13 protein-coding genes, 1 tRNA gene and 1 pseudogene are annotated in these 13,522 nt (G+C 69.5%); 8 read left to right on the forward strand and 7 right to left on the reverse strand.

Features of this window, described 5'->3' with window-relative positions; genetic code table 11:
• Positions 1–17: 17 nt before the first annotated feature.
• Positions 18–881, forward strand: coding sequence for a hypothetical protein (locus O7635_RS36210; protein WP_278084990.1), 864 nt, complete (start codon positions 18–20; stop codon positions 879–881).
• Between the two features lie 1,433 nt (positions 882–2,314).
• Positions 2,315–2,869: pseudogene (locus O7635_RS36215) on the forward strand (sigma-70 family RNA polymerase sigma factor); the annotation flags it as partial.
• Positions 2,870–2,960: 91 nt separating this feature from the next.
• On the opposite strand, the gene aceE reads toward O7635_RS36215, so the two are convergent.
• Together aceE and O7635_RS36225 are read right to left on the reverse strand one after the other, a co-directional pair.
• Positions 2,961–5,705, reverse strand: a complete 2,745-nt coding sequence (gene aceE, locus O7635_RS36220) for a pyruvate dehydrogenase (acetyl-transferring), homodimeric type (protein ID WP_347405354.1) — start codon at positions 5,703–5,705, stop codon at positions 2,961–2,963.
• Between the two features lie 154 nt (positions 5,706–5,859).
• Complete coding sequence (locus tag O7635_RS36225) at positions 5,860–6,267, reverse strand: YjbQ family protein (protein WP_278084991.1); 408 nt, start codon at positions 6,265–6,267, stop codon at positions 5,860–5,862.
• Between the two features lie 93 nt (positions 6,268–6,360).
• Between O7635_RS36225 and O7635_RS36230 the strand changes: the two genes are divergently transcribed.
• The 4 genes from O7635_RS36230 (at position 6,361) to O7635_RS36245 (ending at position 9,765) form a co-directional block, all read left to right on the forward strand.
• A complete protein-coding gene (locus O7635_RS36230) occupies positions 6,361–8,610 on the forward strand; it encodes a thiamine pyrophosphate-dependent enzyme (RefSeq protein ID WP_278084992.1) in 2,250 nt (749 codons plus the stop codon).
• A gap of 146 nt (positions 8,611–8,756) precedes the next feature.
• The gene (locus O7635_RS36235; protein WP_278084993.1) at positions 8,757–9,191 is read left to right on the forward strand and encodes a DUF3052 domain-containing protein; all 435 of its coding nucleotides are present in this window, start codon (positions 8,757–8,759) and stop codon (positions 9,189–9,191) included.
• Between the two features lie 3 nt (positions 9,192–9,194).
• Positions 9,195–9,659 carry a peroxiredoxin gene (locus O7635_RS36240; protein WP_278084994.1) on the forward strand — a complete coding sequence of 155 codons (465 nt, stop codon included), beginning with the start codon at positions 9,195–9,197 and terminating at the stop codon, positions 9,657–9,659.
• Between the two features lie 34 nt (positions 9,660–9,693).
• Positions 9,694–9,765, forward strand: a tRNA-Val gene (locus O7635_RS36245).
• 197 nt (positions 9,766–9,962) lie between these two features.
• Here the strand turns inward: O7635_RS36245 and O7635_RS36250 are convergent.
• The 3 genes from O7635_RS36250 to O7635_RS36260 all read right to left on the reverse strand — a co-directional run bounded on the left by O7635_RS36250 (position 9,963) and on the right by O7635_RS36260 (position 11,168).
• Positions 9,963–10,181 carry a hypothetical protein gene (locus O7635_RS36250; RefSeq protein WP_278084995.1) on the reverse strand — a complete coding sequence of 73 codons (219 nt, stop codon included), beginning with the start codon at positions 10,179–10,181 and terminating at the stop codon, positions 9,963–9,965.
• Between the two features lie 73 nt (positions 10,182–10,254).
• Positions 10,255–10,566: a transcriptional regulator gene (locus O7635_RS36255; RefSeq protein ID WP_278084996.1), complete on the reverse strand. Its 312-nt coding sequence runs from the start codon at positions 10,564–10,566 to the stop codon at positions 10,255–10,257.
• Positions 10,563–11,168 (reverse strand): hypothetical protein, encoded by a 606-nt coding sequence (locus tag O7635_RS36260; RefSeq protein ID WP_278084997.1) that lies wholly within the window; start codon positions 11,166–11,168, stop codon positions 10,563–10,565. Before O7635_RS36260 ends, O7635_RS36255 begins: the two co-directional genes overlap by 4 nt.
• Between O7635_RS36260 and O7635_RS36265 the strand changes: the two genes are divergently transcribed.
• Both O7635_RS36265 and O7635_RS36270 read left to right on the forward strand, forming a co-directional pair.
• Positions 11,149–11,619, forward strand: coding sequence for a hypothetical protein (locus tag O7635_RS36265; protein WP_278084998.1), 471 nt, complete (start codon positions 11,149–11,151; stop codon positions 11,617–11,619). The two genes, O7635_RS36260 and O7635_RS36265, sit on opposite strands and share 20 nt — an antisense overlap.
• 124 nt (positions 11,620–11,743) lie before the next feature.
• Positions 11,744–12,277 (forward strand): GNAT family N-acetyltransferase, encoded by a 534-nt coding sequence (locus O7635_RS36270; protein ID WP_278084999.1) that lies wholly within the window; start codon positions 11,744–11,746, stop codon positions 12,275–12,277.
• A 10-nt stretch (positions 12,278–12,287) separates the two neighbouring features.
• On the opposite strand, the gene O7635_RS36275 is transcribed toward O7635_RS36270, so the two are convergent.
• Together O7635_RS36275 and O7635_RS36280 are read right to left on the reverse strand one after the other, a co-directional pair.
• Positions 12,288–12,818: a gamma-glutamylcyclotransferase family protein gene (locus tag O7635_RS36275; RefSeq protein ID WP_278085000.1), complete on the reverse strand. Its 531-nt coding sequence runs from the start codon at positions 12,816–12,818 to the stop codon at positions 12,288–12,290.
• A complete protein-coding gene (locus O7635_RS36280; protein WP_278085001.1) occupies positions 12,808–13,512 on the reverse strand; it encodes a hypothetical protein in 705 nt (234 codons plus the stop codon). Before O7635_RS36280 ends, O7635_RS36275 begins: the two co-directional genes overlap by 11 nt.
• Between the last annotated feature and the right edge of the window lie 10 nt (positions 13,513–13,522).

The raw sequence follows: 13,522 nt of genomic DNA on the forward strand, positions 1-13,522 counted from the left end.
GGCATATCGTGAACGCGATGAGCAATAGCCAGGCTCCGGCGGATCAGGAAGCGTGGGGCCAGGACGACGAGTACGTTGTCCAGCTTCGCAACGAAGAGAAAACACTGGGCGCCGCCTTCTTCGTGACAGCCCGGTTCCTGCTGACGGCCGCCCACGTTCTTCATCCCCTGCCGCGCGATCAAACCACGGTTGAGATCGTGCACAGCGGAGTCCGCCTCCAGGGACGCATCGCTCAGCGAACCAGCCGCTTCGACGTAGCGTTGATCGAACTCGTCGATGACCGGCCCGGCCGGGTGCGACCGCCGCCGGCCGGCCGTTGCCGCCCACGTGAAGATTGGTGTTCGCCTTACCGCCCCGATGTCGGCGAGCCCGCCCTGACCGGCTCGGTGGAAGCTGTGGACATCGCCTACCAGTGCGAGGAGGGCGAGGTGATGCGCGCTCTCCAGCTGGTCTCCCGGCTTGACCTCGGTGATTTCTCCGGCTACTCCGGAGCGCCTGTCGAGCGCGTTGTTACCGACGCGCGACCCACGTTGGCCGGTCTGTTGCTCGAGCAGGTTTGGCGCCGTGAGACTGGGCCTCGCCAGGCGCGAACGGCCTCTAATGTGCTGTTCGCTGGAACCCTCGCGCAGGCACTCTCCTGTTTCGACCATTTCGACGTCGGCCATCTCTTGTCCGTGCTCACCAAGCCGAACCAGGACGACGCGCCGACGGACGCCGCCAACGTCGTGACTTCCAGTCGCGCCACAAAGGCAGTTCAAGAGGCTGACATTCTGCTGAGGGCGCTTGACGACTGGGCGGCCCGCGGCATCTACGACGACGGGGAGTTGTCGCTGCTGAGGCTCCGGGTCGCCAACAACGTCATCGATAGCGCGATGAGATGAGTCGGATATCAGGTGATCTGCTCGGCGCCGCCGAAGGGCTAGTTCTCGGAGCATCGACGAACGAGGAGCAGGCGGTCGTTCAGCAGGTGTCGCGTCTCGTCGACGAGCTCGACCGCTCGGTGGCGACGCGTGACTGGCCACGCATCAGATATCTCGCCGTTCTCCTTGACCGATCTGGTCTACAGCCCGGAGCGGCATCCCTCCTGCTACGGGTGGCCGAGATCGCAGCTGGACTGGCGGTGGGAGCTGAAGCCAACAATCTGCGTGCGATGCTGGCGATCCGCGACGGTCGGCCGCGGGAGGGCGCGGAAATTCTCGAGGACGCCTTTCTCGAGGCCAGCATCTGCGGGGCCGACGTGCTAGGTCCCATCACGGTCAACCTGGTCACGGCGTACCAGCTGATGGGCGACCCGTCGGCCACAGCCAAATGGCTCGACCGCTGCGATCGACTCTTGCCACGCGACGCGACCGCGACCGCGGTCCGGACACAGGAGTGGATCTCGCGGGGTGGCCTTGCAGCAAATGAGATCGACGGCCGGGGCGTAAGTCGCGCGCTCGAGGAGATCGTCGGTTCGACCGGCCGGCAGGCCGGCGCCGGACCGCCGACGGACGCGGTCACGGCGGCTGAAGTAGCGCGGCTGGGGCTCGAAGCGGGGCGGCTGAACGGTGATCCCGAGCTGATGCGTAGGTGCGCCGACACCCTCGAGTCGCTTGGGCAGTTGATCGGTTCGACTTACGACGCGGACGACACCCGCGCCCTGGTGGTCCACGCCAACGCGGCGGTTGCGGGATTCGAGGTCGCGCGTCACAGCGACGCCGGGAACGTCGCCGCTGCGGCGAATCGGCTTAGGGACATCGCGGAAAATGTGCGCATTTCGCTGGGCGACAGCCATCCGAAGACGCTGGCGCTCGCCGCAAACGCGTTGATAGCAGACCTCGAGCGAGCGCGCACCGAGACCTCCTTATCCTCTTTCGAGCAGGCGATACGCGAGTTGGACCACTTGGCCGCACGGCAGGCGGCCATCTTGGGCCCAACTCACGCACAGACGCTCACGAGCCAGGCCAACCTCGCTTGCGCACGGGTGGAACTGGCGCTACAGACAGCGTCGCCAGCTCTGCTGGATCGCGCGACGAACGCCCTGTCCAGCGCGATCGAGGCGTGCTCAAACGCGCTCGGCGACGACCACCCGGCAACTCTGGTTCTTCGACAGCAGCTTCGCATCTGCGACGATCAATCCGGTTCGGAGACGTCGGGTGGCCTGGCCACTCGGGTGCTGCCGAAGACTCGGCAGGATCGAGGTGGCGGCTACTCGTCCTTCGAGCTGGCTGGGCAGCGCCTCTTGCACGGGCCTAACTGGCAGCCACCTCCAACTCCCGGGAAACAGCCTGACGCTGGCCAGGACTCGCCCGGGGCGGCGCCGAGCCGCTCGGACGAGGTCGGCACGCTGGTGGAACGGGCTCAGGCAGGTGATTCGGATGCGTTCGGCCAGATCTACGACCGGTACTTCGACACGGTGTTCCGCTTCATCTATTTCAGGGTCGGGAATCAGCTTCTGGCCGAAGATCTGACGTCGGACACATTTCTTCGGGCCCATAAGCGCATCCACAGCTTCAGCTGGGGGTCGCGTGACCTTGGAGCCTGGCTGGTGACGATCGCTCGTAACCTCGTAGCTGATCATTTCAAATCCGGCCGGTACCGGCTGGAGGCGATCACCGGAGAGGCGCTCGGCACCGGCCGGCAGGACGACAGCCCCGAAGGCCGTCCCGAGGACACGGTTGTCGATCACATCACGAACGTCACCCTGCTCACCGCAGTGAAACAGCTCCCCCCTGAGATGCAGGAAGTGATTGTGCTGCGCTTCTTGCAGGGCTTCTCGGTTGCCGAGACGGCACAGGCGATGGGCCGTAACGAAGGCTCGGTGAAGGCGCTTCAGTACCGCGCCGTTCGACGGTTGGCGCGGTTGTTGCCGGAGGGCTTCCAGCCATAGCCGAACGGTCCGTGTCCTTTGTAGCGTCGAAACGGAGGAGGGCCACGGCTCGACCGAGCCGCGACCCTCCTCTCTCGACAGCCTTGACGACCTACGAGTCGCCGCCGGTTTCGCCCACCGGGGCGGCGTTGACGTCGTCGATCGCGTACTTGCGGGCCGCTTCCACCGGGACCGCAGGGGCGATCTCCCCACGAACCGCGAGCTGCCGCAGCGTCGCCACCGCGACCGATTCCGCGTCCACGTGGAAGTGGCGGCGCAGCGCGTGCCGGGTGTCCGACAGGCCGAAGCCGTCCGTGCCCAGCGACGTCCAATCCCCCGGCACCCAGCGCGAAATCAGGTCAGGAACCGCCCGCATGAAGTCGCTGACCGCGACCACTGGCCCCTCGGCGCCCGCCAGCTTGCGGCGCACATAGGGCACCCGCGGCTCCGCGCCCGGGTGCAGCAGGTTGTATTCCTCGGCCTGCACCGCGTCGCGGCGCAGCTCGGTCCAGGACGTCACCGACCACACGTCGGCCGCGACGCCCCAGTCCTGCGCGAGCAGCTGCTGGGCCTTGAGCGCCCACTGCATGCCCGTACCCGAGGCCAGGATGTTGGCCTTGATGCCGCCACCTTCGACGGTCGGCGCCGGCGAGTAGCGGTACATGCCGCGGAGCAGGCCCTCGACGTCGAGGTCGACCGGCTCGGCCGGCTGCAGGATCGGCTCGTTGTACACGGTCAGGTAGTAGAAGACGTTCTCCTGCTCCTCGCCGTACATCCGGTGCAGGCCGCGTTCGACGATGTGCGCGATCTCGAACGCGAAGGCCGGGTCCCACGCCACGACCGCCGGGTTGGTGGCGGCGATCAGGTGGGAGTGGCCGTCCTCGTGCTGGAGGCCCTCACCGTTCAGGGTGGTGCGGCCCGCGGTGGCGCCCAGGACGAAGCCGCGGGTCATCTGGTCCGCGGCCGCCCAGAAGCCGTCGCCGGTGCGCTGGAAGCCGAACATCGAGTAGAAGATGTAGAGCGGGATCATCGGCTCGCCGTGGGTGGCGTAGGAGCTGCCCGCGGCGGTGAACGACGCGACCGAGCCGGCCTCGTTGATGCCCTCGTGCAGGATCTGGCCGCCGGTGGCCTCCTTGTAGGACAGGAACAGCTCCCGGTCGACCGGCGTGTAGTTCTGCCCGTGCGGCGAGTAGATCTTCTGCGTCGGGAACAGCGAGTCCATGCCGAAGGTGCGCGCCTCGTCCGGGATGATCGGCACCCAGCGCTTGCCGAACTCGCGGTCCTTCATGACGTCCTTGAGGAGGCGTACGAAGGCCATGGTGGTGGCGACCTTCTGCTTGCCCGACCCGCGCTTGACGTCGGCGAAGCGCTCGCTGCCCGGGATCTGCAGCGGGATCACCTTGGTGTTGCGCGACGGCAGGTAGCCGCCGAGCGCGCGCCGCCGCTCGTGGAGGTATTCGAGCTCCTCCTTCTTCGGCTGGACGTACGGCGGGAGGTAGGGGTTCTCCTCGAGCTGCTGGTCGGAGACGTCGAGGTAGAGCCGGTCGCGGAACGTCTTGAGGTCGTCCAGCGTCAGCTTCTTCATCTGGTGCGTGGCGTTGCGGCCCTCGAACGACGAGCCGAGCGTCCAGCCCTTGATCGTCTTGGCGAGGATGACCGTCGGCTGGCCGGTGTGCTCGGTGGCCGCCTTGTACGCCGCGTAGATCTTGCGGTAGTCGTGCCCGCCGCGCTTGAGGTTCCAGATCTCGTCGTCGGACATGCCTTCGACCATCTTGCGGGTACGCGCGTCGCGGCCGAAGAAGTGCTCACGGACGTACGCGCCGGACTCCGCCTTGTAGGTCTGGTAGTCGCCGTCCGGGGTGCTGTTCATGAGGTTGACCAGCGCGCCGTCGGCGTCGGCGGCGAGCAGCGGGTCCCACTCGCGGCCCCAGACGACCTTGATCACGTTCCAGCCGGCGCCGCGGAAGAACGCCTCCAGCTCCTGGATGACCTTGCCGTTGCCGCGCACCGGGCCGTCGAGCCGCTGCAGGTTGCAGTTGATCACGAAGGTCAGGTTGTCGAGCTCCTCGCGGGCCGCGACGCCGATCGCGCCGAGCGACTCGGGCTCGTCCATCTCGCCGTCGCCCAGGAACGCCCATACGTGCTGGTCGGAGGTGTCCTTGATGCCCCGGTGCTGCAGGTAGCGGTTGAACCGGGCCTGGTAGATCGCGTTGAGCCCGCCGAGGCCCATCGAGACCGTCGGGAACTCCCAGAAGTCCGGCATGAGCCGCGGGTGCGGGTAGGACGGCAGGCCGCCACCGAGCCCGGCGTGGGACAGCTCCTGACGGAAGCCGTCGAGCCGCTCCTCGGACAGGCGACCCTCGAGGAACGCGCGCGCGTACATGCCGGGCGACGCGTGGCCCTGGTAGAAGATGTGGTCCCCACCGCCCGGGTGGCTCTTGCCCCGGAAGAAGTGGTTGAAGCCGACCTCGTAGAGCGCCGCGGCGCTGGCGTAGGTCGAGATGTGGCCGCCGACGCCGATCTCGGGGCGCTGGGCGCGGTGCACCAGCATCGCGGCGTTCCAGCGGATGTAGGCGCGGATCCGCCGCTCGACGAACTCGTCGCCCGGGAACCAGGGCTCACGCTCCGGCGGAATCGTGTTGATGTAGTCGGTGGTGGTCAGCGGTGGGACGCCGACGTTGCGCTCGCGCGCCCGCTCCAGCAACCGCAACATCACATAGCGGGCGCGCTTGGCGCCACCCGCGTCGATGACTCCGTCGAGCGACTCGACCCATTCGGCGGTTTCCTCGGGGTCGACGTCCGGAAGCTGGCTCGGCAGGCCGTCACTGATCACCGGGCGCTTGCGTTCCGTAGCCACAGGCATTCCTCAGATTGTGGGGACGACTGACATTTCGGAGCCAAGTGTCCCGGGTGTGGGATTCGTCTCCAACGCCATCCTGCCCCTTTTCTCACCCGGGCGTCACGTCACGTACTGCCAGACGCGACACGCGACACACATACCAACCGGTAACTCACCCCGGAAGGAACGAAAACCGGACCTGTCGTACGGCGTTGTCGCCGTTGGTGTCGACCAGGCAGATGGACTGCCAGGTGCCGAGGGCGAGCCGGCCACGCAGGACAGGGATCGAGGCGTACGGCGCGACGAAGGCCGGCAGGACGTGGTCGCGCCCGTGTCCCGGCGAGCCGTGCCGGTGCCGCCAGCGGTCGTCGGCCGGCAGGAAACCGTCGATCGCGGTCATCAGGTCAGGGTCGTCGGAGCCCGAGCCGCTCTCGATGATCGCGATGCCGGCGGTGGCGTGCGGCACGAACACGTGCAGCAGACCGTCGCCCTCGCCCGAGACGAACTGCTGGGCCTCCGCCGTCACGTCGCGCACCGTGGGCCGGCGGCCCGTCTCGACCGTGATCACCTCACTCCGCATCCCGCCAAGTCTAGGGATCACCACGGTCGCGCGCGGGTGGGTCCCGTGGGACCGATGTGGCAGGTGACTGGCCGTGGGTGGCCCGCGTCGGTAATGCTTTTCGGCGTGACCACGCCGCAAGATCTCGACGAACGGTTCCGGACGGCGGTCGGCGCGCTGGCACCCGGCGCCGCCGAGCTCCCCGAGGGGATGACCGGCGAGCTGGCGCGGGCCCTCTTCGACGCCCAGCTGACCAGCCGCCACCTCGACCTGGCGGCCCGCTGGCTGCGCAGCTTCGGCGAGGGCTACTACACGATCGGGTCGGCGGGGCACGAGAGCAACGCCGCGGTCGCCGCCGCGCTGCGGCCCACCGACCCGGCGTTCCTGCACTACCGGTCGGGCGGGTTCTACGCGGCCCGGGTGAGCCAGGCCGGCGTCGCCGACCCCGTCGCCGAGACCGCCCGTGACGTGCTGCGGGGCGTGGTCGCGTCGGCCAGCGAGCAGATCGCCGGGGGCCGGCACAAGGTGTTCGGCAACGCCGCGCTCCAGGTGGTGCCGACCACCTCGACGATCGCGTCCCACCTGCCCCGCGCGGTCGGCACGGCGTTCGCGATCGAGCGCCTGCGCAAGGTCAACGGCAACGGCGACTCCGGTACGCCCTGGCCGGCCGACGCGATCGTGGTCTGCTCGTTCGGCGACGCGTCGGTCAACCACGCCACCGCCACGGCCGCGTTCAACACCGCCGGCTGGATCACCCACACCGGCCTGCGGCTGCCGCTGCTGTTCGTCTGCGAGGACAACGGCATCGGGATCAGCGTGAAGTCGCCGCAGGGCTGGGTCGAGTCGACGTTGCGGGCCCGGCCGGGCCTGCGCTATTTCGCGGCGACGGGCGACGACCCGGCTGGCGCTTACGCGGCCGCGGTCGAGGCGACCGCCCACGTGCGCCGGGCGCGCAAGCCGGCCGTGCTGCACCTGTCGACCGTGCGGTTCATGGGCCACGCCGGCGCCGACGCGGAGGTCGCCTACCGGCCGGCCGCCGACCTCGAGCGCGACCTGGCCCACGATCCCGTCGTCGCCACCGCCCGGCTGCTGGTCGACACCGGGCTGGCCACGCCGGAGGAGATCCTGGCCCGCTACGACGAGGTGGGCTGGCAGGTCCGCAAGGTCGCCGAGGAGGTGCTGGGCGAGCCCAAGCTGACCAGTCCCGCCGAGATCGTCGCCACGCTGGCGCCCCGGCGGGCGGCGCGGGTGGCCCGGGCCGTGTCCGACTTGTCGGTCGTATCCGCGGCGGACCGCTCGACCGCCTTCGGCGGGCGGCTCCCCGAGGACGCCGGCCCGTTCACCCTGGCCCAGACGATCAACGCCGCGCTCGCCGACGGCCTGCTGGCCAACCCGAAGATGGCGGTGTTCGGCGAGGACGTGGCGCTCAAGGGGGGCGTCTACGGCGTGACCAAGGGCCTGCGCGAGCGCTTCGGGGCGACCCGGGTCTTCGACACGCTGCTCGACGAGACGTCGATCCTCGGCCTCGGGCTCGGCGCGGGCCTGGCCGGGATGCTGCCGGTGCCGGAGATCCAATACCTCGCCTACCTGCACAACGCCGAGGACCAGCTGCGCGGCGAGGCGGCCACCATGCAGTACTTCTCCGGCGGGGCCTTCCGGAACCCCATGGTCGTGCGGGTGGCCGGGCTCGCGTACCAGGAGGGGTTCGGGGGGCACTTCCACAACGACAACTCGGTGGCCGTGCTGCGCGACATCCCGGGCCTGGTGGTGGCGGTGCCCGCCCGGGCCGACGACGCCGCGCCGCTGCTGCGCACCTGCCTGGCCTCGGCCGCCGTCGACGGCAGCGTCTGCGTGTTCCTCGAGCCGATCGCGCTCTACCACACCCGCGACCTCTACGAGGAGGGCGACAACGAGTGGCTCGCGCCCTACCTCGGGCCCGCGTCGTGGGGTGACGCGCACGTGCCGATCGGGCGGGCCCGGGTCTACCAGGTGGGCTCCGCCGAGGACCTGACGATCATCACGTTCGGCAACGGCGTACGGATGTCGCTGCGGGTCGCCGCCCGCCTCGTCGAGGAGGGCATCGGCGCCCGCGTGGTCGACCTGCGCTGGCTCGCCCCGTTGCCGGTCGCCGACGTGATCCGCGAGTCGTCGGCCACGGGTCGCGTACTTGTCGTGGACGAGACACGACGCTCCGGCGGGGTCGGCGAAGGGGTGCTGGCGGCCCTCGTAGACGCCGGATATGTCGGGTCTGTCAGCCGGATCGCGTCCGTCGACTCCTTCGTCCCGCTCGGTCCCGCGGCCAGAGAAGTCCTGGTGGCAGAGGATGCGATCACTCAGGGTGCTCGGGCCCTCCTCGCAAGGTAAGTTTCCCGGGGGACCCGTGAAGTCTCCGCCGACGGTTGCCGCTCGCCGGAAAATCGAGCCGGGATCCGTCGGTGTGCCACTTGCGCGCGAGCCGCCGACTGTGTGGACTTTGCGGGAACTGCAACGAACGAGGGAGGCACGCAACAGTGAGCGCGACCGCAGGTCAGGCCGCCGACGGCGTACGCAGCCTGGCGGACCGGTTCGGCATCGAGCCGGGGATGGTCGTCATGGAGATGGGGTACGACGACGACGTCGACCAGGATCTCCGCGACGCCCTGACCGACCGCTCCGGTGAGTTGGTCGACGAAGACACCGACGAGGTGGTCGACGCGGTGCTGCTCTGGTACCGCGACGGCGACGGCGACCTCTTCGAGATGCTCGTCGACGCACTCGGCCCGTTGGCCGGCAACGGCGTCGTCTGGCTGCTGACGCCCAAGGCCGGCCGCGAGGGGCACGTCGAGCCGAGCGAGATCACCGAGCTGGCCCCGACCGCCGGGCTGCAGCAGACGTCGACGGTCAACGCCGGCAAGGACTGGAGCGCCGCCCGCCTCGTGGTGCCGCGCGGCGCCCGCAAGAAGTAGCCGATGCTTCCTGTCGGCACGCCGGCGCCGGACTTCACCCTCAAGGACCAGAACAACCAGGAGGTACGACTCTCGTCGTACCGCGGGTCCCGTGCGGTCCTGCTGGTCTTTTATCCGCTGGCCTTCAGCGGCACCTGCGGCGGCGAGATGGCGGCGCTGAACGCGGCGCTGCCCGCGTTCGCCTCCTCGGGTGTCGAGGTGCTGACGGTCAGCGTCGACTCGGTCTACTCGCACAAGATCTGGCTCGAGCGGGAGTCGTGGTCGCTGCGCATGCTGGCCGACTTCTGGCCCCACGGCGGGGTGGCGTCCGATTACGGGATCTTCAATCCCTCCGCCGGCTTCGCCGACCGTGGGACGTTCCTGATCGACCGGTCCGGCGTCGTGCGGTGGTCGGAGCATCTGGGCCCCGGCGAGTCCCGCGACACGTCCGCGTGGCTGGCCGCGGTCGCCTCCCTGTCTGACGCGTGACGGCGCGGCGTTCGGGTAAGCTTCGGCCGGTCCGGGGCGCGTAGCTCAGCGGAAGAGCACTCGCCTTACAAGCGAGGGGTCGCTGGTTCGAACCCAGCCGCGCCCACAAATCCCTGCCCAGACCCTGTCCGCTTCGCGGCCAGGGTCTGGGTGGGGATTTGTCATTCCTGTTCCGGGGGCGACCCCCGGAGACCCCACGGTGCGGTGGGCGCGGTTCGCGCGTGCGGGCGCGAGCTCAGTCCCAACGTGACCGTTGGGTCTGACCTCCCGGCCGGCCTCGTCGTCGCACGGGAACCGGCGCGTTCAGGGAACGTAGACGAGCTGGACGACGAAGCGGTGGCCGGGCCCGTGCTCGAAGACATCGACGTCGAGAACAAGGTCGCTCCTGCCCTCCTGCTCGGTCCAAAGGTCGACCAGGCAACTCCAGCGGTCGCCGTGCCACAGCGAAACCGAGGTGTCCCATGACTCCTCTGGAAGTGGCACCAGCGTGACGTCGCCGTAGTCGTCGACCGCGGCTGGCATCCTTCACCGGGTCACCCATAACACCCCTGCGGTTTGGTGGGGCGCGGTGCGCGCGTGTGGGCGGCGGACGTTGTCACCCGGAGCGTTGATCGTCTGTGATCGGAGAGTCGAACAGGGCGCGGAGGGCGGCCACGTGGTTGCGGTACGCCGTTCGGCCGGTCGGGGTGAGCCTGACCCAGGTCCGCACTCTGCCGCGGCCGGTGGGTTTGGTCATCTCGACGTGGCCGGCGTCCTGCAGGACCTTGAGGTGCTTGCTCAGCACGGAGTCGGCGACGCCGAGCAGGTCGCGGAGCGCGCTGAACTCCGCCTCGGTGGTGGCGTCGAGGAACGCGCAGATCCGCAGCCGGTTCGGCGCGTGGATGGTCTCGTCGAACGGTTCGGTCATCCTGCCGCTCGCAGCTGGGCGCGCAACGCGCTGTCGAACCTGCGGCCGATGAGGACGGTGCCGACGAACCCGACGGCGGCAAGCACCCACACCGGCCAATCCAGTCGGGTGTACGAGCCGATGGCCCAGGCGGTGAGCACGACGGCGCCGATGAGCACGCCGAGCGCGATCGCCCACCGGCTGGCGCGACCGGCCTGGAATCCGGACACCCAGACGCCGGTCCGCCGGCGGTAGAGGTTGCCGAGGGCGACCACGGCCGCGGCGAACAGCAGGCCCGAGGCGATCTTGACACCGCTGTTGCCGAAGCTGATGCCGACCACGTAGCCGGCGAGCAGGATCCCCAGCGCCGGGTGGTACCACCACGGCGTAACGAGCCGGTCGGCAACGGCAGCGCGGGCATCATCGACAGCGGCAAGCCGCAAGCCGCTCCGCAGCATCGTTTTCCATAACGGAAAGTCAACCACTTTCCAAGACGGAAAGTCAATGGCGAGCGTCACCGGGCACGCGGCAGAAGCGACCGGGGTGGACTTTCGCGTATGGCTCGAGGTCGCAGGGATCGGCGCTGCTTGGCACAATCCGGCTGTGACGATCTCGGTGGCCAACTACCGGACGTTGTTCGCCAGCATCCGCGAGCGTCCCGGGATGTGGCTGATTCGTCCGGACTTCGCCAGCGTCGTGTCCTTCGTAGACGGCTGCGACGAGGCGAACACGCGGGGCTTGCTCGTCGGCTTCCAACCGTGGCTGGTCACTCAGGCCGGCTGCCTTGACAGCCACGTCTGGTGGAGCATCGTCGCCCACCTCACCGAACCAGTCGGCCCCAAGAACGTGCGCCAGATGGACATCGACCTTGACGGCCGCGCAGTGGAGACCTTGTTCGTGCTGCTCGACGAGTTCCTCGAGCTGCGCGACCAGCATGATGGCCTGAACCGCATCTATGCCGCGCACCAGCAATGGCGCAGTCTCCGCGAACAGAACGGATGCACCGCCACCGACGCGACCGCATGCCCCAGCGTCCCGTGGCCCAGAGCCGCCAGCCGGATCGAATCCAACTGAAGCAACTCGCCTCGACCGGCACCCCACCGAACACCGCTCGTGGCGTGGCCTGGCCAGCAGCACCCGTTACGCAGACGGGATCATGGTCAGCGCGCGCGGGCGGCATCCGCTTAGATTCGGTCGTATGCGCACCGTGGCTAGCGACCGCCTTCTGCTTCGGCCCTGGCGCGATGAGGACGCCGACTTCCTCCTCGATCTCGAGTCCCGCTGGGAGGTCGTGCGTTTCCTGGGTCCCAACCCCACGACCATGACCACCCGCGCGGAGGCGCTGGCGTCCATCGCCCGCCGGCGCGCGGTCGACGACCCGATCCACGGGATCTGGGCCATCACCACCGCCGCTGACGGCCGCGTCGTCGGCAACCTCCTGCTCAAGCCGGTCCCCCTCTCGGCCGGGGAATCGGCCGGCGGGACGGCCGACGTCGAGATCGGCTGGCATCTGCATCCGGACGCCTGGGGGCACGGCTACGCCACCGAAGCGGCGGCGGCCGTCATGGACGACGCGTTCATCCGCGGCCTGAGGAGGGTCATCGCGGTCACGAATCCGGCGAACACCGCCTCCCAGGCCGTCTGCCGCCGGCTCGGCATGACGCACGTCGGCCGCACGACGAGGTACTACGGCACGCCCAAGGAGCTCTTCGAGAAGCTGGCCGAGACCTGACGACCGCTGTTCATGCGTTCCCGTACGGGTCCGTCCGCTCGCCGTGCAGCCGGCGGTCGAGGTCGACCACCGGCACGTGTGGTGGCAGCGGCTCGTCGACGGAGAGTTCGCGCAGGCGGTCCAGGTAGGCACGCCAGACGACGGCCGTGCCACGCGCCAGGCCGCGGCGGGCGGCCCGCACCGCCGACGCCTTGCCCACGTAGCTCCACACGGTCGTACGCCCGTGCGGCAGGTCCAGACCCGCGGTGACGTCGACGCGCTCGTAGTTGCCTTCCCTGGCGTCGAGCTCGGCCAGCTCGTCCGGCGAGACGGGCAGCAGCCGGCCCCGGACCGTCGAGCCGGGAGCGCGGTCGATGCCGAGGAACAGGATCTGACCGTCGAAGCGCTCGAGCGTTCCAGGCCGGTAATAGGCCACGGCCCGGCTCAGATCCGTGTTGTCCGTGCACACCGTCCACGACCGACGCCAGCCGGCGAGCTGCGCCCAGGCGGCCGCCGGATGGTTCAGCGACCCGTACGCGAAGACCGCGTGCTCAGCCACCATTGAGCGCGACCAGGTCGTCGGGTGTCGTCTCCGCCAGCGGGATCGAGCGGATCGCCGGCAGCAGCGTGGGCGTGTCGGCCGCGACCACCCGCACGTCGGCGGCCGTGATGCTGACCTCGGCCGGTCGGGCAGCCAGGTGGTCGCGGCCGGCCGCGACGGCCCGCGCCACCACGGCCGGGTCCGCGTCGGGGCAGTGGCCCAGCACCAGGTATAGGTCGTCGTCGACGTCGGCCGGCGTGGCGTGGTAGCGGTGCAGCACGCCGGCCGCCGTCATTCCCCGCCGCAGCGCGTCCAGCCGCCGCCCCTCGCCGTCGAACGCCTCCCGCGGCCAGCCGATCAGGTTGACGCTGCCGCCGTGCACCGAGAAGGACCGCGCCCGCAGGCTCTGCCCGCGGCTGGTGAACGTGCCCTCCGCACCGAACCGGACCGTCAACGGCGTGCGGAACGCCGCCGCGACGAGGGAGAGGGCCGCCGCGTAGTCCATCTGCCGCCGCTCGCCGCGGTGTTCGAGGAAGTAGTCGTTGACGCCGCCCGGGCCGTTGAGCGCGACCAGCGTGCCGTGGACCTGTTCGGGGACGTACGGCCGGAACGCGTCACCCAGGAACGAGGCGACGATCTCCTGCAGCGAGGACACCAGCGTCGCGAGGGGGTCCCGCTTGGGGCCGTAGAGGGCGACCGCAGACACGTACCGCATGACGATCAGC

It is taken from the genome of Asanoa sp. WMMD1127, assembly GCF_029626225.1.
GTDB lineage: Bacteria > Actinomycetota > Actinomycetes > Mycobacteriales > Micromonosporaceae > Asanoa.